This is a genomic window from Streptomyces sp. NPDC008137, from assembly GCF_042957035.1.
In the GTDB taxonomy this organism is placed as follows: domain Bacteria; phylum Actinomycetota; class Actinomycetes; order Streptomycetales; family Streptomycetaceae; genus Streptomyces.
Window position 1 is genome coordinate 108501 of sequence record NZ_JBIBHN010000022.1, and the last position, 20700, is coordinate 129200.

The 20700-nt window shown below is 72.7% G+C and carries 20 protein-coding genes; 11 read left to right on the forward strand and 9 right to left on the reverse strand.

Annotation, left to right across the window (positions count from 1 at the left end; translation table 11 throughout):
• Window positions 1-180: 180 nt before the first annotated feature.
• The 4 genes from ACFZBT_RS28840 to ACFZBT_RS28855 all read left to right on the forward strand — a co-directional run bounded on the left by ACFZBT_RS28840 (window position 181) and on the right by ACFZBT_RS28855 (window position 3635).
• Complete coding sequence (locus ACFZBT_RS28840) at window positions 181-1581, forward strand: MFS transporter (protein WP_391109436.1); 1401 nt, start codon at window positions 181-183, stop codon at window positions 1579-1581.
• A 62-nt stretch (window positions 1582-1643) separates the two neighbouring features.
• Complete coding sequence (locus ACFZBT_RS28845) at window positions 1644-2117, forward strand: DUF2771 domain-containing protein (protein ID WP_391109343.1); 474 nt, start codon at window positions 1644-1646, stop codon at window positions 2115-2117.
• 29 nt (window positions 2118-2146) lie between these two features.
• Window positions 2147-2797, forward strand: a complete 651-nt coding sequence (locus ACFZBT_RS28850) for a futalosine hydrolase (protein WP_391109346.1) — start codon at window positions 2147-2149, stop codon at window positions 2795-2797.
• Window positions 2787-3635, forward strand: a complete 849-nt coding sequence (locus ACFZBT_RS28855) for an MqnA/MqnD/SBP family protein (protein WP_391109349.1) — start codon at window positions 2787-2789, stop codon at window positions 3633-3635. The genes ACFZBT_RS28850 and ACFZBT_RS28855 overlap by 11 nt, the downstream gene beginning before the upstream one ends.
• Before the next feature lie 14 nt (window positions 3636-3649).
• Here ACFZBT_RS28855 and ACFZBT_RS28860 read toward each other — a convergent pair whose 3' ends face one another.
• On the reverse strand, window positions 3650-4033 hold the full coding sequence (locus ACFZBT_RS28860) for a cold shock domain-containing protein (protein ID WP_391109352.1): 384 nt from the start codon (window positions 4031-4033) through the stop codon (window positions 3650-3652).
• A gap of 164 nt (window positions 4034-4197) precedes the next feature.
• Here ACFZBT_RS28860 and ACFZBT_RS28865 point away from each other — a divergent pair, with 164 nt between their 5' ends.
• Window positions 4198-4446, forward strand: a complete 249-nt coding sequence (locus tag ACFZBT_RS28865) for a hypothetical protein (RefSeq protein WP_010035898.1) — start codon at window positions 4198-4200, stop codon at window positions 4444-4446.
• Here the strand turns inward: ACFZBT_RS28865 and ACFZBT_RS28870 are convergent.
• Both ACFZBT_RS28870 and ACFZBT_RS28875 read right to left on the reverse strand, forming a co-directional pair.
• Complete coding sequence (locus ACFZBT_RS28870) at window positions 4425-5048, reverse strand: haloacid dehalogenase-like hydrolase (RefSeq protein ID WP_391109355.1); 624 nt, start codon at window positions 5046-5048, stop codon at window positions 4425-4427. The two genes, ACFZBT_RS28865 and ACFZBT_RS28870, sit on opposite strands and share 22 nt — an antisense overlap.
• 43 nt (window positions 5049-5091) lie before the next feature.
• Window positions 5092-6090, reverse strand: coding sequence for a hypothetical protein (locus ACFZBT_RS28875; RefSeq protein WP_391109358.1), 999 nt, complete (start codon window positions 6088-6090; stop codon window positions 5092-5094).
• Window positions 6091-6242: 152 nt separating this feature from the next.
• On the opposite strand from ACFZBT_RS28875, the gene ACFZBT_RS28880 reads away from it, so the two are divergent.
• The 3 genes from ACFZBT_RS28880 (at window position 6243) to ACFZBT_RS28890 (ending at window position 9383) form a co-directional block, all read left to right on the forward strand.
• On the forward strand, window positions 6243-8792 hold the full coding sequence (locus tag ACFZBT_RS28880; protein WP_391109361.1) for a helicase-associated domain-containing protein: 2550 nt from the start codon (window positions 6243-6245) through the stop codon (window positions 8790-8792).
• A gap of 174 nt (window positions 8793-8966) precedes the next feature.
• A complete protein-coding gene (locus ACFZBT_RS28885) occupies window positions 8967-9095 on the forward strand; it encodes a hypothetical protein (RefSeq protein WP_391109364.1) in 129 nt (42 codons plus the stop codon).
• A gap of 96 nt (window positions 9096-9191) precedes the next feature.
• A complete protein-coding gene (locus tag ACFZBT_RS28890) occupies window positions 9192-9383 on the forward strand; it encodes a hypothetical protein (RefSeq protein WP_391109367.1) in 192 nt (63 codons plus the stop codon).
• Here the strand turns inward: ACFZBT_RS28890 and istB are convergent.
• Window positions 9361-10599 carry an IS21-like element helper ATPase IstB gene (gene istB, locus ACFZBT_RS28895; protein ID WP_391109369.1) on the reverse strand — a complete coding sequence of 413 codons (1239 nt, stop codon included), beginning with the start codon at window positions 10597-10599 and terminating at the stop codon, window positions 9361-9363. The genes ACFZBT_RS28890 and istB overlap by 23 nt on opposite strands.
• 164 nt (window positions 10600-10763) lie before the next feature.
• Here istB and ACFZBT_RS28900 point away from each other — a divergent pair, with 164 nt between their 5' ends.
• Complete coding sequence (locus tag ACFZBT_RS28900) at window positions 10764-12407, forward strand: DNA repair helicase XPB (RefSeq protein ID WP_391109372.1); 1644 nt, start codon at window positions 10764-10766, stop codon at window positions 12405-12407.
• A 36-nt stretch (window positions 12408-12443) separates the two neighbouring features.
• Here ACFZBT_RS28900 and ACFZBT_RS28905 read toward each other — a convergent pair whose 3' ends face one another.
• Complete coding sequence (locus ACFZBT_RS28905) at window positions 12444-12632, reverse strand: hypothetical protein (protein ID WP_184599430.1); 189 nt, start codon at window positions 12630-12632, stop codon at window positions 12444-12446.
• A 246-nt stretch (window positions 12633-12878) separates the two neighbouring features.
• On the opposite strand from ACFZBT_RS28905, the gene ACFZBT_RS28910 reads away from it, so the two are divergent.
• Window positions 12879-14918 carry an ATP-binding domain-containing protein gene (locus tag ACFZBT_RS28910; protein ID WP_391109375.1) on the forward strand — a complete coding sequence of 680 codons (2040 nt, stop codon included), beginning with the start codon at window positions 12879-12881 and terminating at the stop codon, window positions 14916-14918.
• A 4-nt stretch (window positions 14919-14922) separates the two neighbouring features.
• On the opposite strand, the gene ACFZBT_RS28915 is transcribed toward ACFZBT_RS28910, so the two are convergent.
• The 4 genes from ACFZBT_RS28915 to ACFZBT_RS28930 all read right to left on the reverse strand — a co-directional run bounded on the left by ACFZBT_RS28915 (window position 14923) and on the right by ACFZBT_RS28930 (window position 18831).
• Window positions 14923-15663 carry a glucose 1-dehydrogenase gene (locus ACFZBT_RS28915; protein WP_391109378.1) on the reverse strand — a complete coding sequence of 247 codons (741 nt, stop codon included), beginning with the start codon at window positions 15661-15663 and terminating at the stop codon, window positions 14923-14925.
• Window positions 15664-15690: 27 nt separating this feature from the next.
• Window positions 15691-17256, reverse strand: coding sequence for a BTAD domain-containing putative transcriptional regulator (locus ACFZBT_RS28920; RefSeq protein ID WP_391109381.1), 1566 nt, complete (start codon window positions 17254-17256; stop codon window positions 15691-15693).
• Between the two features lie 76 nt (window positions 17257-17332).
• Complete coding sequence (locus ACFZBT_RS28925; protein ID WP_391109384.1) at window positions 17333-18031, reverse strand: copper homeostasis protein CutC; 699 nt, start codon at window positions 18029-18031, stop codon at window positions 17333-17335.
• A 119-nt stretch (window positions 18032-18150) separates the two neighbouring features.
• A complete protein-coding gene (locus ACFZBT_RS28930) occupies window positions 18151-18831 on the reverse strand; it encodes a maleylpyruvate isomerase family mycothiol-dependent enzyme (RefSeq protein WP_391109388.1) in 681 nt (226 codons plus the stop codon).
• 138 nt (window positions 18832-18969) lie between these two features.
• Here ACFZBT_RS28930 and ACFZBT_RS28935 point away from each other — a divergent pair, with 138 nt between their 5' ends.
• On the forward strand, window positions 18970-20637 hold the full coding sequence (locus ACFZBT_RS28935; protein WP_391109391.1) for a helix-turn-helix domain-containing protein: 1668 nt from the start codon (window positions 18970-18972) through the stop codon (window positions 20635-20637).
• Window positions 20638-20700 lie beyond the last annotated feature (63 nt).

Here is a 20700-nt window from a genome sequence, read left to right on the forward strand (position 1 = left end):
TCGACGTCCTTCATCCATTTTGCGGGATGGCTGAGATACGCACGCTACCCTTCCGCCCCTCTTCACGTACACCGACGGTCCCATGACCCGACGACCGGGCAGTCATCCGACAGTCACCCCACAGGCCCTATACAAGCGGTAATGGCACTACCCACAGCCTTCTCGGGGCACTATGACGTCGTGGCAGCCGCGAAGACGCCCGTCAAGGGAAGCAGCCGACTGAGCGGACCGGGCCGTATGCGCGGCTCCCTCCGCGCGGTCGGCCGTGCCCTGCACTTCCCGGTGACCGGGACCGCCCGCGGCATCCGCAAGGCCACCCACGCGCACGGCGCCGGCGAGTCCGGCCTCGGCAAGCTGATCGAGCTGCACGGCGTGAACGGCGCCGGCGATGTCATGGTCACCGTCGCCCTCGCGTCGACCGTCTTCTTCTCCGTTCCCACCGACGAGGCCCGCGGCCGGGTCGCGCTCTACCTCGCCATCACCATGGCGCCCTTCACACTCCTCGCGCCGGTGATCGGCCCCCTCCTCGACCGCGTCCCGCACGGCCGCCGGGCGGCCATGGCCGGCGCGATGCTGGCCCGGGCGCTGCTCGCGATCGTCCTGTCCGGGGCGGTCGTCACCGGCGGTATCGAGCTGTACCCGGCGGCGCTCGGCGTGCTCGTCTCGTCGAAGGCGTACGGGGTGGTCAGAAGCGCCGTCGTGCCCCGGCTGCTGCCGCCTCGCTTCTCCCTGGTGAAGGCCAACTCGCGGGTCACCCTCGGCGGTCTCCTCGCCACCGGCATCGCCGCCCCGATCGGCGCCGGACTCCAGCAGATCGGGCCACGCTGGCCGCTCTACGGTGCCTTCGTGCTCTTCATCGCGGGGACGGTCCTGTCGTTCACGCTGCCGCCCAAGGTCGACTCCGCCAAGGGCGAGGACACCGCGCTGCTGGCCGCGGACGAACAGCATCTGCACGGCCCGCACCGCAGGCCCGTCAAACGCCCGGGGCTGCGCACGGTCGGCCCGGCCGTCACCCACGCGCTGGCCGCCAACGCCTCCATCCGCTGTCTCACCGGCTTCCTGATCTTCTTCCTGGCCTTCCTGCTCCGCGAGCACCCGGTCTCCGGCCAGAGCGCCGCCGTGTCCCTGGGGATCGTGGGCGTCTCGGCGGGCGCGGGCAACGCGCTCGGTACGGCGGTCGGGGCATGGCTGCGCTCCCGGGCGCCGGAGATCATCATCGTGACGGTCGTGGCGTGTGTGGTGGGCGTGGCGGTGCTGGCCTCGGTGTTCTTCAGCGCGGTCCTGGTGGCCTGTCTGGCGGCGATGGCGGGCTTCGCGCAGGCCCTGGCCAAGCTGTCGCTGGACGCGCTGATCCAGCGGGACGTGCCCGAACTGGTCCGCACCTCGGCCTTCGCACGGTCCGAGACCCTGCTGCAGATGGCCTGGGTGCTCGGCGGGGCGGTCGGCATCGTGCTGCCGCTCAACGGCCCGGTCGGGCTGGCGGTGGGCGCGGTGATCATCGGCACGGGGTGGCTGACGACCGTACGGGGGCTGATCGCCTCGGCCCGGCGCGGCGGTGCGACGCGGGCGCGCGTGGCGTAGCCGTACGGGCACGCCGTACCCCGCGTGGGCACTCCCGGTCGTGTGCCCGATAACCTTCGCCCATGAACACGTTGCAATCCGTAGTGCGACGCCGCCGCGCCGTCGCTGTCGCCGGTGTCGTATCCGCCGGACTGCTCGTCCTGTCGGCCTGCGACAAGCCGACGCCGATGGCCACGGTCACCGTGGGCAGCGACACGGTGAACTCCGAGGCCACCTGCGGCGGCGAGGGCGACGCCCTGAAGCCCGCCGACCTCACGCAGTGCCTGAAGGACAAGGGCATCAAGTCCATCTCGGTCGACCCGGACGAGACCGTGCGCTTCGGCGTCGACCCGGAGATCGCCGACAAGGGCTGGACGATCCTGATGAACGGTCAGCCGCTGACCGACAACAGCACGAAGACGTACCGCACCATCCCGGGCAGCGTGTTCTTCAACGCCCAGTACGGCGCGCAGGGCGACTCGACGCTGGTGTCCATCAAGGAGGGCGAGAAGGACACGTCCGGGCTCTGGAACTTCAAGCTCAAGAAGGACGCCTGATCGCTGCCGCTGGGCTGGGCAGGGTGCTGGTGGCCACCGCCGTTCCTGTGGAGAGGGACGCGGTGGCCCGGGCTTTCCACGGCGGTAGCGGCGTCGACGTGATCGACGCCGGTGTCGGGCCCGCCCTCGCCGCCGCCTCCACCGCCTCGGCTCTCACCGCCGCCGCCCTCCAGGGCACCCCCTACGACCTCGTCGTCTCCGCCGGGATCGGTGGCGGCTTCCAGCCGGAGGCGCCCGTGGGGTCGCTCGTCGTCGCCGACGAGATCGTCGCGGCCGATCTGGGGGCCGAGACGCCCGACGGGTTCGTGCCGGTCACTGAGCTCGGATTCGGGACCGTACGTCACCGGCCGCCCGGGGAACTCGTACGGCGGGTCGCCGAGGCCGCCGGGGCGCTGACCGGGGCCGTGCTCACCGTGTCCACCGTGACCGGGACGGCCGCCAGGGCCACCGCGCTGCGCGAGCGGCACCCCACCGCTCTCGCCGAGGCCATGGAGGGCTTCGGTGTCGCCGAGGCCGCCGGGGCGCACGGGGTGCCGGTGCTGGAGATCCGGGCGGTCTCGAATCCCGTCGGGCCGCGTGACCGCGCCGCCTGGCGCATCGGGGACGCCCTGGCGGCTTTGACCGAGGGTTTCGGGAAGCTCGGGCCCGTACTGGAGAGTTGGAACCGGCATGACCAGTGACCAGTTGCAGATCGCGTACTCCCCCTGCCCGAACGACACCTTCGTCTTCGACGCCCTGGCCCACGCCCGCGTCCCGGGCGCCCCCTCCCTCGACGTGACCTTCGCCGACATCGACGTCACCAACGGCATGGCCGAGCGCGGCGAGTTCGACGTGCTGAAGGTGTCGTACGCCGTGCTGCCGTACGTCCTCGACGAGTACGCGCTGCTGCCCTGCGGGGGTGCGCTGGGGCGGGGCTGCGGGCCGCTGGTGCTGACACGGGAGGCGGACGTCGACCTCACCGGGCGCACCGTCGCCATGCCCAGCGAGAAGTCCACCGCCTATCTGCTGTTCCGGCTGTGGGCCGCCGACACGCTGGCCGACGGGGTCGGCGAGATCGTCGTCATGCCGTTCCACGAGATCATGCCCGCCGTGCGGGACGGGAAGGTCGACGCGGGGCTCGTGATCCACGAGGCGCGCTTCACCTACGGGGGCTACGGCCTGCACAAGCTCGCCGACATGGGCGAGCACTGGGAGCACACCACCGGGCTGCCGATCCCGCTGGGCGCGATCATCGCCAAGCGGTCGCTGGGCGAGCAGAAGCTGCGGCTGCTCGCCGACTCCATCCGGACGTCCGTGCGCGCCGCCTGGGACGACCCCGAGGTGTCCCGCCCGTACGTCATGGAGCACGCCCAGGAGATGGACCCGGCCGTCGCCGACCAGCACATCGGGCTGTACGTCAACGAGTTCACGGCCGGTCTCGGCGAGGACGGCTACGCGGCCGTACGGGGACTGCTGACCCGCGCGGCGGCCGAGGGACTCGTACCGCCCCTCGGCCCGAACGCGCTGCGCTTTCCCTGAAGCCCCCGGGAGTCTCAGACGTCCAGCTGGTCGGCGACCGCCCGCAGCAGGCCGGCGATCTTCTTGCCGGAGGTGCGCTCGGGATAGCGGCCCCGCTCCAGCATCGGGGTGATGTTCTCCAGCAGGGTCGTGAGGTCCTGGACGATCGAGGCGAGTTCGTCCGGCTTCTTGCGCGTCGCGGCGGCGACCGAGGGGGTCGGGTCCAGAATCGCCAGGGACAGGGCCTGGTCGCCGCGCTGCCCGGCGACCACGCCGAACTCCACTCGCTGACCGGGCTTGAGCGTCTCGACTCCGGCGGGGAGGACCGAGGAATGGACGAAGACGTCACCGCCGTCGTCGCGGGAGAGAAAGCCGAAGCCCTTCTCGCTGTTGAACCACTTGACCTTGCCGGTAGGCACGTCTGTCCTCGTCCTCGTACTCGTCGGAAAACTGCTTCGGGAAACGGCTCTTGATAGCACTCGGGCGGGCCGCACGGACCCGCCGGTACCAAGGCTAGTGCTCTTCAGGCCGGTGACAAGACGTCACCGGGTTGTTCCTTCGGGCTGGGAACTACCCTGGTCGGGTGCGTGACAAAACCCAAACGAATTCCGCCGCGCCCGGTGACCGTCTGGTCCGTGCCGGTGCCATCGTCTTCTTCATCGGTGCCGTGGCCACACTGGTCACGGTCGCCCCGCTGTTCCTCGGGACGACGCCCTTTCCGACGTACATGTTCGGATTGAGCATGCTCATGGCGGTCGGTTTCCTGATGGCCGGCGCGGGAGTACTGCGTTCCGTGGCGGCCGGCCGGCGTCAGGCGCGCGCGGGCCGGTAGTCCGAAAGCCACCCGGGGAATTCCGTCAGATCCCCGAGGACGACGTCCGCGCCCGCCGCGCGCAGTTCCTCCGGGGAGCAGGGACCGGTGGCCACGGCGACGGACAGCGCGCCGGCCGTCCGGGCGCCGCGCACGTCCCCGACGTGGTCGCCGACGTAGACGGCCGCGTCGTGCTCGCGCAGCGCCTCCGCCTTCCGCTCGGCCCACAGGTCGCCGATCACCGCGTCGGGCTCCATGCCGAGGTGGGCGAGGTGCAGCTTGGCGTTGGGCTCGTACTTGGCGGTGACGACTATCGCCCGTCCGCCGGCCTCCCGTACGGCCGCGATGGCCTCGGCGGCGCCGGTCATCGCCGGGGTCGCGGCGATGGCGATCGACGGGTACATCGCGCGGTACAGGTCGGCCATGTCCGCGACCTCCTCGGCCGGGAACCAGTTGATCAGCTCATCGGCCAGCGGCGGCCCGAGCCGCGTGACCGCCAGATCGGCGTCGATGTACGTCCCCGTCCGCTCGGACAGCGCCTGGTAGCAGGCGCGGATGCCGGGGCGGGAGTCGATGAGGGTCATGTCCAGGTCGAAACCGACGGTGAGTGCCATATGGGCCATTGTGCCCAGGGCGGGTGACGGGCAGGCGTCCCCGGGGTGCCGGTTACTTCTGACGCTGGGAGCGCCAGACCAGGAACAGCGCCGACGCCACCGCCGCGCCCCGCACCACCCAGGGCCAGGTCTCGGAGACCGCGTCGTTCATGTGGCCCTCGGCGATCGGGGTGCCCCAGCGGCCGTTCATCCTGCCCCAGAGCCAGACCAGGCCCGACGTGAGGGCGAGCCCGGGCAGGACCATGACCGCCCACTTCGTCTCGGCCTGGGTCAGCCGGCGCGAGGCGTAGGCGATGAGCCAGCCGAGGAGCAGCACGAACCAGTTGCCGAGCACGGCGCCCGCGACGAGCAGAGCGGCGGCGGCGAGGAGCAGCGGGTTGCTCCAGCTGCCGCCCGGCAGCCGGGGCAGGCGGCGACGGGCGCCGGTCCCGGCCGCTTCCTCGACGGCCTCGACGGCCGGCTCGGTCTCCTCGGCGGCCGTCTTCTCCAGCTCCGGCTTCCTCGGCTGCGGTGGCTTCAGCAGGTCCGGCAGTTCCACGCCGCCCACGAAGCCCGGCACCTCCTCGCCCACGCCGAACGGGCTGCTGTCCACCCGCCACCAGTCGGGCTGGACGACGCTGTCCCCGAGCTCGTGCCCGGCGGCCAGGTGCGGCGGGGCCGGGCCGTCGGAGGGCGCCGGGTGCGACTCCCCGGCGGGCCGGGCCGGGCGGGGCCGGGGGACGACGCGCCGCAGGACCCCCTTCGGCCGTTCCTCCGGCTCGGCGTCGCGCTGCACGGGGACGGAAGCGGGGGCGGGGGTGGCGCCCTGGGGCGGGCCGCCGGTGCCGTCCGCTGCCGCCGCCACGACCTCGTCGGGGCTGCCCATGCGGGTCAGGATGCGGCGGACGGCGGCGGGCGAGTCCACGGTGGCTTTCGCGCGGCGCCGGTCGATCTCATTGCGCAGGTCCGCGACCAGGCGCATCCGGGTGGCCGAGGACAACTGCCGCTGCTGGGCCACGTCGCCGACACGGCTCAGATACTCGTAAACGACCTGGTCGCTCTCAATCCCCACGAAGTCCCCTCCGGGGCGGGTGCGTTGGCTGACGCCGTCGGACGACGGTATCGCGAGGACCGGCGGGTCGGCCAAAAGCCCGTACCGCGATCGGGGCCGGGGGTGCCCGCAGTCGGCCCGGCCGCCCGAGGCGACCCGCTACCGTGGACCGGATGAGCACCGAGGACAGGCCCCCGGCCCCCCGCTCCCTCGCCGAAGCGCTCCGCGCGCGGGGCGATGCCGCGCTGGGCGCGCTCCTGCGCAGCCGCCCGGACCTCATCACGCCCGTGCCGACCGACCTCACCCAGCTCGCGACCCGGGCCGGCACCCGCGCCTCGGTCGTGCGGGCCCTGGAGCGGCTGGACCGGTTCACGCTGCAGACGGCCGAGGCGCTGGCCGTGGCGGCGGACCCGGCGACGTACGGCGAACTGCTCGGGCTCACCGCCGGGGACGACGCCGACCCGGCCGTGGTCGCCGCCCTGCCGCACGCCGTGGACGTCCTGCGCGAGCAGGCCCTGGTCTGGGGCGGCGACGACCGGCTGCGGCTGGTCCGTACGGCGCGTGAGCTGCTGGCACCCGCGCCGCAGCACCCCTCGCCGACCGGTCTCGGCCCCACGGTCCAGGAGGCCACCGCCGGGATGTCCCCGGGGCGGATCCAGGAGATCGTCACGACGGCCGGGCTGGCCTCGACCCATGACTCGGTCTCCGCTGTGACCGCCCTCACCGGCCTGTTCACGGACCGGGCCCGAATGGCCGCGCTGCTCGCCGACGCCCCGGCCGACTCCCTGGAGGTGCTCGAACGCCTGGTGTGGGGGCCGCCGTACGGGCAGGTCACCGCGGACCCGGCGGCGCGGCTGCGCTGGCTGCTGGACCGGGGGCTGCTGCTGCCGACGGCGCCGGGGACGGTCGTCCTGCCGCGCGAGGTCGCCCTGCACCTGCGACGAGGGCTCGCGCACCGGACGCCCGAGCCCGTGCCGCCGGTGGTCGAGGCCACCGCCGCGCATCGTCCACAGGTTGTGGACAGTACGGCGGCCGGGCAGGCGTACACCGCGCTGGCGACCGTCGAGGAGCTGCTGAAGGACTGGGACGAGGGCGGGCCCGCGGTGCTGCGGGCCGGCGGGCTGAGCGTGCGGGACCTGAAGCGGACCGCCGTCGCGCTCGACGTGCCCGAGCCGGTCGCCGCGTTCTGGGTGGAACTGGCGTACGCGGCGGGCCTGATCGCCTCGGACGGTGAGGCCGACGAGCGGTACGCGGCGACCCCGGCCTACGACGAGTGGCTGGAGGCGCCGCCCGCCGAGCGCTGGTCGCGGCTGGCCACGGCGTGGCTCGCGGCGACCCGGACGGCCGGCCTGGTGGGCGGGCGGGACGCGAAGGACCGTACGTTGTCGGCGCTCGGGCCGGGCCTGGACCGCTCGGCGGCGCCCGAGGTACGGCACCGGGTGCTGGCGCTGCTGGCCGGGCTGCCGGAGGGGGCCGCGCCGGACGCGGAGTCGGTGCTGGCCCGGCTGCGCTGGGAGCGTCCCCTGCGCGGCGCGCAGCACGAGGACGACCCGCGCACCCGCCTCGCCCGGTGGGCCCTGTCCGAGGCGGAGCTGCTGGGCGTGACCGGCCGGGGCGCGTTGTCGGGCCATGGCCGGGCCCTGCTGGGACCGGCGGCGGCCGTGAAGCACCCCGAAGCGGAGCCCTCCGGATCGGCGGGTCCGGGAGACAAGCTCCCCGTCCATCACCACCACCATCGACCCGCCCCGGTCGCTCCCCTCTCCCCCGCCGAACAGGCCGTCGCCTCCGCCGCGGCGGCCCGGCTCCTCACACCCCAGCTGCCCGAGCCGCTGGACCACGTGCTGCTCCAGGCCGACCTGACGGCGGTGGCGCCCGGGCCCCTGCGGCGCCCGCTCGCCGACATGCTCGGAGTGCTGGCGGACGTCGAGTCCAAGGGCGGTGCCACCGTCTACCGGTTCACGCCCGGCTCGGTGCGGCGCGCGCTCGACGCCGGGCAGGCCGCCTCCGACCTGCACGCCTTCCTCGCCGCGCACTCCCGTACGCCGGTGCCGCAGCCGCTCGCCTATCTGATCGACGACGTGGCCCGCAGACACGGCCATCTGCGGGTCGGCGCGGCCTCGGCGTATGTGCGCTGCGACGACGACGCGGTACTCAACGAGATCCTGGCCGACAAACGGGCCGCCGGGCTGGGCCTGCGGCGGCTCGCCCCGACCGTGCTGGCCGCGCAGGCCGACCCCGCGGGCCTCCTCGAAGGCCTGCGGGCGATGGGGTTCGCACCGGCCGCCGAGTCCGCCGAGGGCGATGTGCTGATCACCCGCGCCCTCGCCCACCGCACTCCCCCGCGTACGGCGCCCGAGCCGGTGCCGGACGGCCCGCCGGTCCCCGACGACGTCCTCCTCGCGGCGGCGCTGCGCGCCATCCGGGCGGGCGACCTGGCCTCCACCACACCTCGCAAGCCCGGCACCGCCCCGGCGGTCAACGGCGAGCTGCCCCGCACCGGTTCCGCCGAAACCCTCGCCACCATGCAGGCCGCCGTCCTGACCGGCGAGGCCCTGTGGATCGGCTACGTCAACGCCGAGGGCACCGCCAGCCAGCGGGTCATCGCGCCCGTCCGCGTCGAGGGCGGCTTCGTCACGGCGTACGACCACACGGCGGACGAGGTCCGTACGTATCCGCTGCACCGGATCACCGGGGTCGCGGAGCTGGCCGACGACGCGGGCTGACTCCTCCTGGGCAGAAGCGTTGTCTCACCCGTTCGGGTGCACGACGGCGTTCATGCACGCCACGCCGGGGATGTCCCACCCTCGGGCGACGTTGCCGGGCGTGCCGCATCCCGCGCTGTGCCCGGGGGCAGCCACCGGGTGTTCCTGTGAGCACTGCCGAAAGGAAGTCCCAGCATGCGTGCTGCCCGTCGAGTCGCCGCCGTCCTGGCCACCGCCGCCCTGATGTTCGGAGGGCTCGCCACCCCGGCCGCGGCGGTCGGCATCGATGTCGCCGGCCTTGTCATCGAGACGCCGCAGATCTGATCCGCCTCCGCGCACCCGTCGGGGCCGGCCCCGTGTTCCGGGCCGGCCCGCGGTGCTGTGTCCCTCACCGATCAGCCCGTGAAAGGCCCTGCCGCCATGCGTGAAAAGCTTCCCGCCGTCGTCCTCTCCGCCGCCGCCCTCGTGGCCGTGCTCGCGCCCTCGGCCGCGGCGGCCCCGGCCGCGCTGCCGCTGCCGATCCCGGCGGCCCACGCCGAGTCCCTGGTGGGCGAGGGCGTCTCCGTCGAGGGCCCGCTGGTCAACACCATCAGTCTGTCCACGCCGCGGTAGCGCGGCGGGTCCGGTAGCTGTCGCCCTCCAGCCGGACGACCTCGGCGTGATGGGCGAGGCGGTCCGCCATCGCGGGTGCGGAGGCACCGAAGACCTCGTCCCAGCGGCCGAGCGGGCGGTCGCTGGTCACGATCAGCGAGCCACGCTCGTAGCGGTGCGCGACCAGCCGGAAGAACAGGCCGGCGGTGGCCGCGTCGAAGGGCGTGTAGCCGATCTCGTCGACGATCAGGAGGGGGTGTTCGTCGAGGGCGGCCAGCTCCGCGTCGAGCCGGCCGGCGGCCCGGGCCTCGGACAGCCGGGCGGCCCAGTCGGCGGCGGTCGCGAACAGCACCCGGTGCCCGGCCTGGCAGGCCCGCACGCCCAGGGCGACGGCCAGATGTGTCTTGCCGGTGCCGGTCGGGCCGACGAAGACCACATTGCGCCGGGCGGCGACGAAGTCCGCCTTGCCGAGCCGGGCCACGGTCTCCCGGTCGAAGCCACGGGGGTGCTGCTGGTCGAAGTCCTCCAGCTGCTTGCGGGCGGGGAAGCCGGCCGCGCGGATCCGGGCCTCGGCGTCCGCGTCGGGTTCCGGCACGGGGCCCGGCTCCGGCTGCCGGGGTGAGGGCAACGTGATCGCCGGGGTGTCCTGGCCCGGCCGCGGGAGCACGGCCTGCGGGTGCCCGGCCTGCGCATGGTCGGTGTGGGGGCGGTCGGTGTGTCCGCGATCGCTCTGCGCCGCCATCGGCCCCGACATGTACGCGAGGATCGCCGCCGAGGCGATGAACGCCATGTGGATCACCGTCCCCCACAGCAGGGAGTGGTGGGAGGTGTGGTGGACGTCCACGAACATCTGGAGCAGATGCACGGAGGAGATGCCCACGATCGCGGTGGCGAGCTTGACCTTCAGTACGTTGGAGTTGACGTGCGAGAGCCATTCCGGCTGGTCGCGGTGGCCCTGGAGGCCGATGCGCGAGACGAAGGTCTCGTAGCCGCCGACGATCACCATGATCAGCAGATTGGCGATCATGACGACGTCGACGAGCTTGAGCACGGCGAGCATCACATACGTCTCGGTGGCGTGCCCGCTCACGCACATCAGAATTAAGGTCCACAGCTCCTTGAAGAACTTGTAGACGTAGACGCCCTGCGCGGCCACCAGCCCGAAGTACAGCGGGGCCTGGAGCCAGCGGGTGGCGAACAGGGCGTATCCGAGCGTGGTCGTCGGCGTATTCTGCACGGTTCGCCATTCTTCGGGGAGACGGTGGAAAAACTGAATTCACACCACACGTTGGGATGAAAAGGCATTCTGTAGGACCGGTGTCGTTCCAGCAGCGCAGATCACACCCTCGGGGGGCGTCGATCAGGCACACTGGACGTTTGGCCGCAGAAAGGGTGCCGCGTGTGAATGGTCCGCTGATCGTCCAGTCCGACAAGACCCTGCTCCTGGAAGTCGACCACGAGCGGGCCGACGACTGCCGTCGTGTCATCGCCCCCTTCGCGGAGCTGGAGCGGGCGCCGGAGCACATCCACACCTACCGGGTGACCCCGCTGGGCCTGTGGAACGCGCGCGCGGCGGGCCATGACGCAGAGCAGGTCGTGGACGCGCTGGTGGAGTACAGCCGCTATCCGGTGCCGCACGCGCTGCTCGTCGACATCGCCGAGACGATGGACCGCTACGGCCGGCTCACCCTGTCCAAGCACCCGGCGCACGGCCTGGTCCTGACCACCACCGACCGGCCGGTGCTGGAGGAGATCCTGCGCTCGAAGCGGATCACACCGCTGGTCGGCGCCCGGATCGACCCGGACACCGTCGCCGTGCACCCCTCCGAGCGCGGGCAGATCAAGCAGACCCTGCTGAAGCTGGGCTGGCCGGCCGAGGACCTCGCCGGGTACGTCGACGGCGAGGCGCATTCGATCGAGCTGGCCGAGGACGGCTGGGCGCTCAGGCCGTACCAGAAGCAGGCGGTCGAGAACTTCTGGCACGGCGGCTCCGGCGTCGTCGTCCTGCCCTGTGGCGCCGGGAAGACGCTGGTCGGGGCCGGGGCGATGGCACAGGCGAAGTCCACGACGCTGATCCTCGTCACCAACACCGTCTCCGCCCGGCAGTGGAAGCACGAGCTGGTGCGGCGGACCTCGCTCACCGAGGACGAGATCGGCGAGTACAGCGGGACGCGCAAGGAGATCCGGCCCGTCACGATCGCCACGTACCAGGTGCTGACGACCAAGCGGAAGGGCGTCTATCCGCACCTGGAGCTGTTCGACTCGCGGGACTGGGGCCTGGTCGTCTACGACGAGGTGCACCTGCTGCCGGCGCCGGTCTTCAAGTTCACCGCGGATCTGCAGGCGCGTCGCCGCCTCGGCCTGACCGCCACCCTGGTCCGTGAGGACGGCCGCGAGTCGGACGTGTTCTCCCTGATCGGGCCCAAGCGGTTCGACGCGCCGTGGAAGGAGATCGAGGCGCAGGGCTACATCGCGCCCGCCGACTGCGTCGAGGTCCGGGTCAATCTGACGGACTCCGAGCGGCTCGCGTACGCCACGGCCGAGACGGAGGAGAAGTACCGCTTCTGCGCCACGACCGCGACCAAGCGGAAGGTCACCGAGGCGATCGTCCGCCGCTTCGCCGGGCAGCAGATCCTGGTGATCGGCCAGTACATCGACCAGCTCGACGAGCTGGGTGAGCACCTGGGCGCGCCCGTGATCAAGGGCGAGACGTCGAACGCGCAGCGCGAGAAGCTCTTCGACGCCTTCCGCGAGGGCGAGATCAGCGTGCTGGTCGTCTCCAAGGTCGCGAACTTCTCGATCGACCTGCCGGAGGCGACGGTCGCGATCCAGGTGTCGGGTACCTTCGGCTCCCGCCAGGAGGAGGCCCAGCGCCTGGGCCGGGTGCTGCGACCCAAGTCGGACGGCCACCAGGCCCACTTCTACTCCGTGGTCGCCCGGGACACCGTCGACCAGGACTTCGCGGCCCACCGGCAGCGCTTCCTGGCGGAGCAGGGGTACGCGTACCGGATCGTGGACGCGGACGAGCTGCTGGCGGACAGCTGAGACCGGCCGGTCCTTCCGTGGGGCGGGTCTGTCGGCTCACTTGCGGCGGACCACGCCGACCTCCTCGCCGTACTGTCCGAGGACGATCACGTCGAAGGCGGCGCCCGCGAAGACCTTGACGGCGCGCAGGGCGTCGCCGAGGCGGTGGCGGTGGCTGCCGGTCACGGCGGTGGCACCCGGCGGCCGGCCCGGTGCGGGGGCAGGGGAAAGGGTTGCTGCGCTCATGTCTCCATGGTGCGGTTTCGCCCGTAAAGCCCGCGTCGGTCCAGGGACCGAGTCCGCGTCCTCCGCTCGTATGACCTCGTACGCCGGCAACCCTTCCGGGTCGCCGGAAAACCGTTGGCGGTCGCCTTCCCCGCTCCTCTAGGATCTCCGCTCTTGCCCGCCTCCCCGAGGGAGCGCCGCCGACCGGACGGAAACCGGCCGGTATCTCACCGCCATTCCTTCCGCAGGTCCTCCGGAGGCACTCCCTTGTCCACGCCCGTCGACGACCCGCTCTCCCGTGAGCGCTCCCACCTCGCCTCGTCCCGTTCCGCCCTGCGCGCCATGCGCGAGGACGTCGAGGCCCTCGACATCAGCGACGTCACCGCGAACTGGGTCAACGCGGAGGCGCTGAACCACCAGATCGAGGAGCGCATCAAGGCCCTGGCCGACCTCAGCGACACCCCGCTGTTCTTCGGGCGGCTCGACTATCTGCACACCCCGGGCGCCGAGCAGGCCGAGGGCGCGGAGGGCGAGCGCTTCTACATCGGGCGGCGGCATGTGCACGACGCCGACGGCGACCCCATGGTGATCGACTGGCGCGCACCGGTCTCGCAGCCGTTCTACCGGGCCTCCAAGAAGGACCCGCAGGACATCGCGCTGCGCCGCCGCTTCGGGTACACCCGCGGCGACATCACGGCGTACGAGGACGAGCGTCTCTCGGACCCGGCCGAGGCGGCGAAGACCAGCCGGCTGCTCCAGCAGGAGATCGAGCGTCCGCGTGTCGGCCCGATGCGGGACATCGTCGCGACGATCCAGCCCGAGCAGGACGAGATCGTACGGTCCGGGCTCTCCGGCTCGGTGTGCGTGCAGGGCGGTCCGGGCACCGGGAAGACCGCCGTCGGCCTGCACCGGGTCGCCTACCTCCTCTACGCCCACCGCGAGCGCCTCGCCCGTACCGGCACCCTGGTCATCGGACCCAACCGGTCCTTCCTGCACTACATCGAGCAAGTGCTCCCCGCCCTGGGCGAGTTGAGCGTCCAGCAGGCCACCGTCGAGGACCTGGTGGCGCACGTCGAGATCAAGGGCACGGACGACGCCACGGCCGCGGTCGTCAAGGGTGACGCCCGCATGGCCCAGGTACTGCGCAGGGCCCTCTACGCGCACGTCACCCTGCCCACCGAGCCTGTCGTGGTCGTACGCGGCTCCCGCCGCTGGCGGGTCGCGCAGTACGAACTGGAGGACATCGTCCGCGAGTTGCTGGACCGCGGCATCCGCTACGGCGCCGCCCGCGAGGCCCTGCCGCAGCGCATCGCGCACGCCGTGCTGGTGCAGATGGAGCGGTCGGGCGAGGCGCCGGACGACCGGGTGCAGGACGCGGTGGCCCGCAACAGCGCGGTCAAGGCGGCGGTGAAGACGGTGTGGCCGGCCGTCGATCCGGCGAAACTGGTGCTGCGCCTGCTGTCGGACGCGGACTTCCTCGCCGAGCACGCGGAGGGGATCCTCGACGAGGAGGAGCGGAAGGCGATCCTGTGGGCGCGACCGGCGCGCAGCGTCAAGTCCGCCAAGTGGGCGGCGGCCGACGCCGTCCTCATCGACGAGGCCACCGACCTGATCCAGCGCACGCACTCCCTCGGGCATGTCGTCCTCGACGAGGCGCAGGACCTCTCCCCCATGCAGTACCGGGCGGTCGGCCGCCGCTGCACCACCGGCAGCGCGACCGTCCTCGGCGACCTGGCGCAGGGCACCACGCCCTGGGCGACCCGCGGCTGGCAGGAGGCGCTGACCCACCTGGGCAAGCAGGACGCGGTGGTGGAGGAGCTGACGGCCGGTTTCCGCGTCCCGACGGACGTCATCACCTACGCCTCCCGGCTGCTGCCGCACATCGCCCCGGGCCTCACCCCGGTCGTGTCGATCCGCGAGAACCCGGGCCACTTCGAGGTCCGGGAGGTCGCCGGGACCACCGGCGTGGTCGAGGCCTGCCGCGAGCTGCTGCGCAACGAGGGCTCGACCGGCCTGATCGCGGCGGACGCCCGGATCCCGGAGCTGGCACGGGCCCTGGCGGAGGCCGGGATCCCGTACCTGGGCCCCGGCGAGGAGACCACCCGGGAGACCCGCCTGACCCTGGTCCCGGCCTCGCTCGCGAAGGGCCTGGAGTACGACTACGTCGTGCTGGACGAGCCGCGGGCCGTGGTCGACGGCGAGCCGGACGAACGGACGGGGCTGCGGCGCCTGTACGTGGCGCTGACGCGAGCGGTGTCGGGTCTGATCGTCACGCACGCGGCGCCGCTGCCGCCGCAACTGGCGTGACCGCTCAGGTCGCGACGTAGCCACCGTCGGCGGCGAGCACCGCGCCGGTGATGTAACCGGCCTTGTCGGAGGCCAGGAACGCCACGGCCTCGGCGATCTCCTCGGGCTCGCCGGCGCGGGCGAGCGGGGTGTTCCGGCTGAACTCCTCGAACATCTCGCCCACCGTCTCGACGGCCATGTCGGTGCGGATCGGGCCGGGCGCCACGGAGTTGACGCGAACGCCCGCCGCGCCGAACTCGACGGCCCATGACCGGGTCAGCGCGTCCATCGCGGCCTTGGTGGCGTTGTAGACGGAGCCGACCGGGGTGCCGACCTGCCCGGCGACCGACGAAACGTTGACGATCGCGCCCTTCTTCCTGGCGACCATGGCCGGCACGAGCGCGGCCGTCAGGAAGTAGGTCGCACGGACGTTGACGTCGAACACCTGCTGGTAGCTGTCGAGCGGCTGCTCCGGGGTCGTCGAGAACGGGAAGACGCCCGCGTTGTTCACGAGCACGTCCACCTCGCCGACCTCCTCGGCGAGCCTGCGGACGTCGTCGATGTTCGCGACGTCCGCGACGACGAAGTGGCCCGTCCCGCCCGCCCGCTCGATCAGCTCGACGGTCTCCTTGCCGAGTTCGGCCCTGCGCCCGGTCACGTAGACGGTGGCACCCGCCTCCGCGAGCTTGACCGCGATCGCGCGGCCGATGCCCGACGTGGCGCCGGTGACGAGTGCCTTCTTGTCCTGAAGTTCCTTGGTTGTCATGTCTGCCAACCTGACCGCGCCGGATCGTCAGCGCATAATTTCCGCATATACGGCCTGGTCAGGTACAGCCTGGCCAGGTCGCGAGGAGGCCGCCGCGCGCAGCCTGAAGCAGAGGCTCACGAACCGCGGCAGCCGGTAACGGCCCAGTACGAGCGGCTCGATCAGGTGCACGCCCACGAGCGACTCCAGCACCAGCTCGATCTCGCCGGCGTCGGTCCCGGACATCTCCGCCGCCTTCTGACTGTCGATCACCTCGGCGCCCTGGCGGGCGAGGCACATGAGCATGTGCCGTTCCGGATCGCTCAGCTGCTTCTCGGCCGCGATCAACGGGGCCATCAGCGCGGCGCAGTCGGGCGGGATCACGTCGGCGAGCCTGCTTTCCCGCTCCATCTGCCGCAAGACCATCTCGATCGTCCAGTGCGGACGCGCGCTGAGCTTGCCGCCCATCACCCTGATCGGGTGCGGCAGTCGCGAAAGGCGCTCCAGCAGCATCTCGGCCTGCTCGGGTTCCGCGTCCACGCGTACCGGGCCGACGGTCTTGCGCAGGAACTCCCGCGCCTCCCGCTCGGCCAGCCCGGCGATCTTCAGCCAGGTCACCCCCGGCAGCTCGTGCAACCGGCGGACACTCGTGAGGATCATCGCCGAGCCGGACGTGGCGAGATCGCGTACGGCCGCCGCGTCCCGCACGTCGTCGACCACGACCAGGAACCGCTTGCCGCGCGCCTTCTCCCGCCACAGCGCGGCCTTGTCGCCGACGGGGTTCTCCACACCGACCGCGCGCAACAACTCGCCGGCGACGTCCCCGCCCCTGACGAAGATCTGCCCGTCCGGGAAGCGTCCTTTGACGAGGTGGCCGATCCGGATGGCCAGCGCGGTCTTGCCGCTGCCCCGCATACCGGTGATGCCCAGGGTGCCCGGCAGCGTCCGCAGAGCCCGCGCGATCTCCTCGGCGCGACCGGTGAAGTCGATCAGATCCGGCACCAGTTGCTCCGGCCTGCGCGGCAGGGTGAGGTCGCCGTCGAGGATCTGCGCGTGGACCCTGCGCAGCTCCGGCCCTGGTTCGAGGCCGAGCTCCTCGATGAGGAGTGCGCGCATCCGGTGGAAGTGGTCGAGTGCTTCGCCCTGCCTGCCCTCCAGGTAGAGCGCGCGCATCAGGAGGGCGCGCGGTCGTTCCCTGAGCGGGAAGGCGGCGACGTGTTTCTGCAGCTCCAGCACGTCGAGCTCGCGTTCGAGCCAGTCCTCCCGCGCCTTGATCCGGTGGTCGCCGAGCCGCACCCGTTGCGCGTCGAAGTAGGCACTCCGGAGGCCTTCCAGCGGCTCGCCGCGGCAGTCGTCGACGACCTCCGCCCGGACCGTGTACCCGCCGTCCCTGGACTTCAGGTTCAGCTCCGGAAGCGTCTTGCGGATCTTGTAGACGTACGTCCGCAGTGCCATCACCGCGCTCGGCGTCGGGTCGTCCCAGACCATGCCGATCAACTGGTCGTTACTCAGTCGGACGCCGTTGTTCAGCAGCAGGGCCGCCAGCACCGCCCGCTGCTGGCGCGGACCCAGTCCGACCTCCTCCTCGTCGCGCCAGGCTCGTACCGGACCCATCAGTGAGAAGCGCAGGCTCATGCAGCAGCACAACGCGGGGGCCCATGCCCTGCTTCCCCGTGTCCTGCCGGGAGGGTCACACGGGGGCGGCGTCCAGTGCGGTCCGCCACCGCGCGACGGCCTCCGCCGACACCGGCGCCTCCCAGCCCTCCGGCCGGGCCGCCCCGCCGATGTGGAAGCCGTCGACCCCGGCCGCCAGCAGCGTCGGCACATGGTCGAGCCGCAGGCCGCCGCCCACCAGCAGGTGCTGCTCGTACCCCGGCTCTCCTCGGCGGGCCGCCTCCGCGAGCAGTACGGAAAGCCCGTCGTCGACCCCGTCGGCCGATCCGGCGGTGAGGTACGTGTCGAGCCCCGGCATCCCGTCCAGCTGCTTGCGCAGGGCGTCCCGGTCGGCGGCCCGGTCGATCGCGCGGTGGAAGGTCCAGGGACAGCCGTCCAGCACCGCGACCACCCGCTCCACCGCCGCCAGGTCCACGCCGCCGTCCGCGTCGAGGAACCCGAGCACGAACTCCTCGGCCCCGGCCTCCCGCAGCTCGCCCGCCGCCCGGACCAGCCGGTCGACGTCCCCCGCGGCGAAACCGTCGGCGAGCCGGAGCATCACCCGCAGCGAGAGGTCCACGGACCGGCGGATCCCGGCGACGGTGGCGGCCGACGGGGTGAGCCCGTCGGCCGCCATGTCGGTGACCAGCTCGAGGCGGTCCGCGCCTCCCGCCTGGGCGGCGACCGCGTCCTCGACGCCGAGGGCGATCACCTCCAGGACTGCACGCTTGCTCATGGGGCCCCTTCGTCGGCGTGGCATCGGCGTTCGGACGCCTGACGGTCATGACAGGTCTAGTCCAATCACAGCCTACGCTGCCCAGTTCCGCCCCATCCCAAGCACCCGGAGGGCAGGCCTCACCCGAAGATGTTCAGCTCCTTCGCCTCCACCCCCGCCAGCTCGAACGCGGGCGCCCCGTCGACCGGCCGCCCCGCGTACAGCCGTACGAGGGTCGGCCCGTCCCCGATGAAACGCCCCGGGGGCCGCTCCCCGTCGCTCTCGCCGAGCCGCAGCGGCTCGTCCAGGTCGTCGAGGTCGGCGTGCAGTGGTACGTGCCCCCGCTCACGGGTGATCCGGGCGAGCAGCGCGAGCGCGTCCGGCAGCCCGGCCCCGCCGTACGCCCCCGGCTCACCGAGGGCCTCGCGCACGTCCCCGGCGTGCACCCACTCCCCGAGCGCGAGGCCGTCGAGCTTCCCGTCCGCCCCGGCGATCACGGCCCCGGCCTCGCCCATCCCGCGCTCCAGCTCGTCCACGACCTGCGCGTTGCTCCAGCCGCCCCGCTCGGCGATGTCCCGGTCGTTGGACTCCGGCGAGAACACCCCCTCCTCGAACCGGCCCTCCGCCACCCGCGTCAGCACGGACGAGCAGTGCGCCAGCACATCCCGCACCGTCCAGCCCGGACACGCGGCGACGGGCCGCGCGAAGTCCTCCTCCGCCCTGCCCCGCAGCAGCGGGATCAGCGCGTCACGCTCGATCGTGAGCAGCCGCCCGGGCTGCTCGGGGTCCCGTACGTCGTGCACATCAGCAGGAGTCGTCATGCACCCACGCTATGTGGGACGTCGGTGTCGGGCGAGGGCCCGTTGCGCCCGCCCGTGCGGCTGTGCGCCGTTGAGCGCCGGGCGTTTGTGTGGTGTCGTACGGTCCTCACCGACGGGAAGCAGGGGGCGCTCGTGGGGATGGACCCGTTACCGGAGTGGGGAGCCGCCGACGCGTCGCAGGTGACGCTGGAAGGCTTGCTGTCGGTGGTCGGCTCCGGGGCACTGGAGTTGCACGTCGCGCCGGGTGGGCTTGAGGTGCCCGTCTCCGGTGTCACGGTGCTTGACGCGCTGGAGCCCGGCGTCCGGCCGCGCGAACTGCTTCTCGCCGTCGGTGTCGACGCAGGGTCGGCCCACGCCGTGGACGTGGTGCGGCGGGCCGGAGCGGACGGCGCCGCCGGGGTGGTCTTCGGCCCGGGCACGGGGGAGGGGACCAACCCCGCGCTCCGGAAGACAGCCGAGGAAGCCGGTACGGCTGTGCTGGTCCGTACGTCCTGGTGCTCCTGGGACCAGTTGGTGGGCGTACTGAGGGCGGGGCTCGCCTCGGCGGGGCTCGCCCCTGGTCTCACCACGCCGGGCGTGCCCCTCGGTGATCTCAACGGGCTGGCGGACGCGGTGGCCGCCCTGGTAGGGGGCGCCGTGACGATCGAAGACCTGGACTCCCAGGTGCTGGCCTACTCCTCCACCGGCACCGAGGAGGACGTGGACGAGCTGCGGCGGCTGACGATCCTCGGGCGCCGCGTCCCGCCGTGGCGGGTCGACGCGATGCGGGAGGCCGGGTTCTTCCGGGCGCTGTGGGGGAGAAGCGATGTCCTCCACCGGCCGGCTCGTGGGGCGGATCCCGAGCGGCTGGTGGGGGCCGTGCGGGCGGGCGGCGAGGTGCTGGGGTCCATCTGGGTGGCGGCGGTGGGGGGCCGTCCCCTCGCCCCGAACGCCTCGGAGGCGCTGCGCGCGGCGACCCGGGCGGCCGCTCCGCATCTGCTGCACCACCGTACGCGCGGTGCGGACACCCGTCTCGTGGAGGACGCGGCTCGGGCGGTGCTGGAGGGGCGTGGACCCGCGGCGGTGCTGGCCGAGCGGGCCTCGCTGCCGGAGACCGGGAATTGCGCCGTCCTCGCCGTGCACGCCGGGACCGACCAGGGAGGTGCCGAGGCGTCACGGCTGCACGACGTGCTGGCGCTGCTCTGTTCCGCTCACGGCTACCGGGCCGTCGTCGTGCGGTTGAACGGAGCGATGCTGGTGGTGCTGGGCGCGCTGGACCGCGAGCGCGGGCGGGCGGAGGCGCAGGCGAAGGAGCTGGGGACGTCGGTGGCCGGGCAGGTGTCGGCAACCCTGGGGACAACCGTGCGGGTCGGCCTGGGCGACCTGGCCGGGGGGCTGGCGGAGCTGCCCGCGTCCCGCCGGTCGGCCGAGCTGGCCCTCGCCGCGCTGACAACGGCCGGAGGGACACGTGTGGTCGCCCGTACCGAGGATCTCGCGGAGACGGTCGGCCTCATGCAGGTCATGGACGCGCTGCGGACGGTGACGCTGCCGCCGGGGACCCCTGTGGCGCGGCTGGCGGCGTTCGACGCTGAGCACAGCGGGAGTTGCCTGCTGCGGACGCTGCGGGTGTACCTCGACCACTTCGGGGACGTGCCGACCGCCTCCCGCGCTCTGTGCCTGCACCCCAACAGCCTGCGCTACCGGATCCGCCGCATCGTCGAGGTCTCCGGGATCGCCCTGGACAGTCCGGACGCCCGGCTGTTCGCCGAGCTCCAGTTGCGGTTGCTCGACCGCGACGCCGACGGTGCCGCCGGTGCCAGTCACTGACCGCTCGGCCGGTCCCCCGTTCTTCGGCCGTCCGCACCATGGCTCGGCCCGGCCTTCGTCGTA

What these genes read in the sequence shown, in the direction of transcription:
- ACFZBT_RS28845 (WP_391109343.1), top strand. Translation starts at nt 1,644, where the DNA reads ATGAACACGTTGCAATCCGTAGTGCGACGCCGCCGCGCCGTCGCTGTC.
- ACFZBT_RS28855 (WP_391109349.1), top strand. Translation starts at nt 2,787, where the DNA reads ATGACCAGTGACCAGTTGCAGATCGCGTACTCCCCCTGCCCGAACGAC.
- ACFZBT_RS28870 (WP_391109355.1), bottom strand. Translation starts at nt 5,048, where the DNA reads ATGGCCCATATGGCACTCACCGTCGGTTTCGACCTGGACATGACCCTC.
- ACFZBT_RS28880 (WP_391109361.1), top strand. Translation starts at nt 6,243, where the DNA reads ATGAGCACCGAGGACAGGCCCCCGGCCCCCCGCTCCCTCGCCGAAGCG.
- ACFZBT_RS28885 (WP_391109364.1), top strand. Translation starts at nt 8,967, where the DNA reads ATGCGTGCTGCCCGTCGAGTCGCCGCCGTCCTGGCCACCGCCGCCCTG.
- ACFZBT_RS28890 (WP_391109367.1), top strand. Translation starts at nt 9,192, where the DNA reads ATGCGTGAAAAGCTTCCCGCCGTCGTCCTCTCCGCCGCCGCCCTCGTG.
- ACFZBT_RS28905 (WP_184599430.1), bottom strand. Translation starts at nt 12,632, where the DNA reads ATGAGCGCAGCAACCCTTTCCCCTGCCCCCGCACCGGGCCGGCCGCCG.
- ACFZBT_RS28915 (WP_391109378.1), bottom strand. Translation starts at nt 15,663, where the DNA reads ATGACAACCAAGGAACTTCAGGACAAGAAGGCACTCGTCACCGGCGCC.
- ACFZBT_RS28920 (WP_391109381.1), bottom strand. Translation starts at nt 17,256, where the DNA reads ATGGGTCCGGTACGAGCCTGGCGCGACGAGGAGGAGGTCGGACTGGGT.
- ACFZBT_RS28925 (WP_391109384.1), bottom strand. Translation starts at nt 18,031, where the DNA reads ATGAGCAAGCGTGCAGTCCTGGAGGTGATCGCCCTCGGCGTCGAGGAC.
- ACFZBT_RS28930 (WP_391109388.1), bottom strand. Translation starts at nt 18,831, where the DNA reads ATGACGACTCCTGCTGATGTGCACGACGTACGGGACCCCGAGCAGCCC.
- ACFZBT_RS28935 (WP_391109391.1), top strand. Translation starts at nt 18,970, where the DNA reads ATGGACCCGTTACCGGAGTGGGGAGCCGCCGACGCGTCGCAGGTGACG.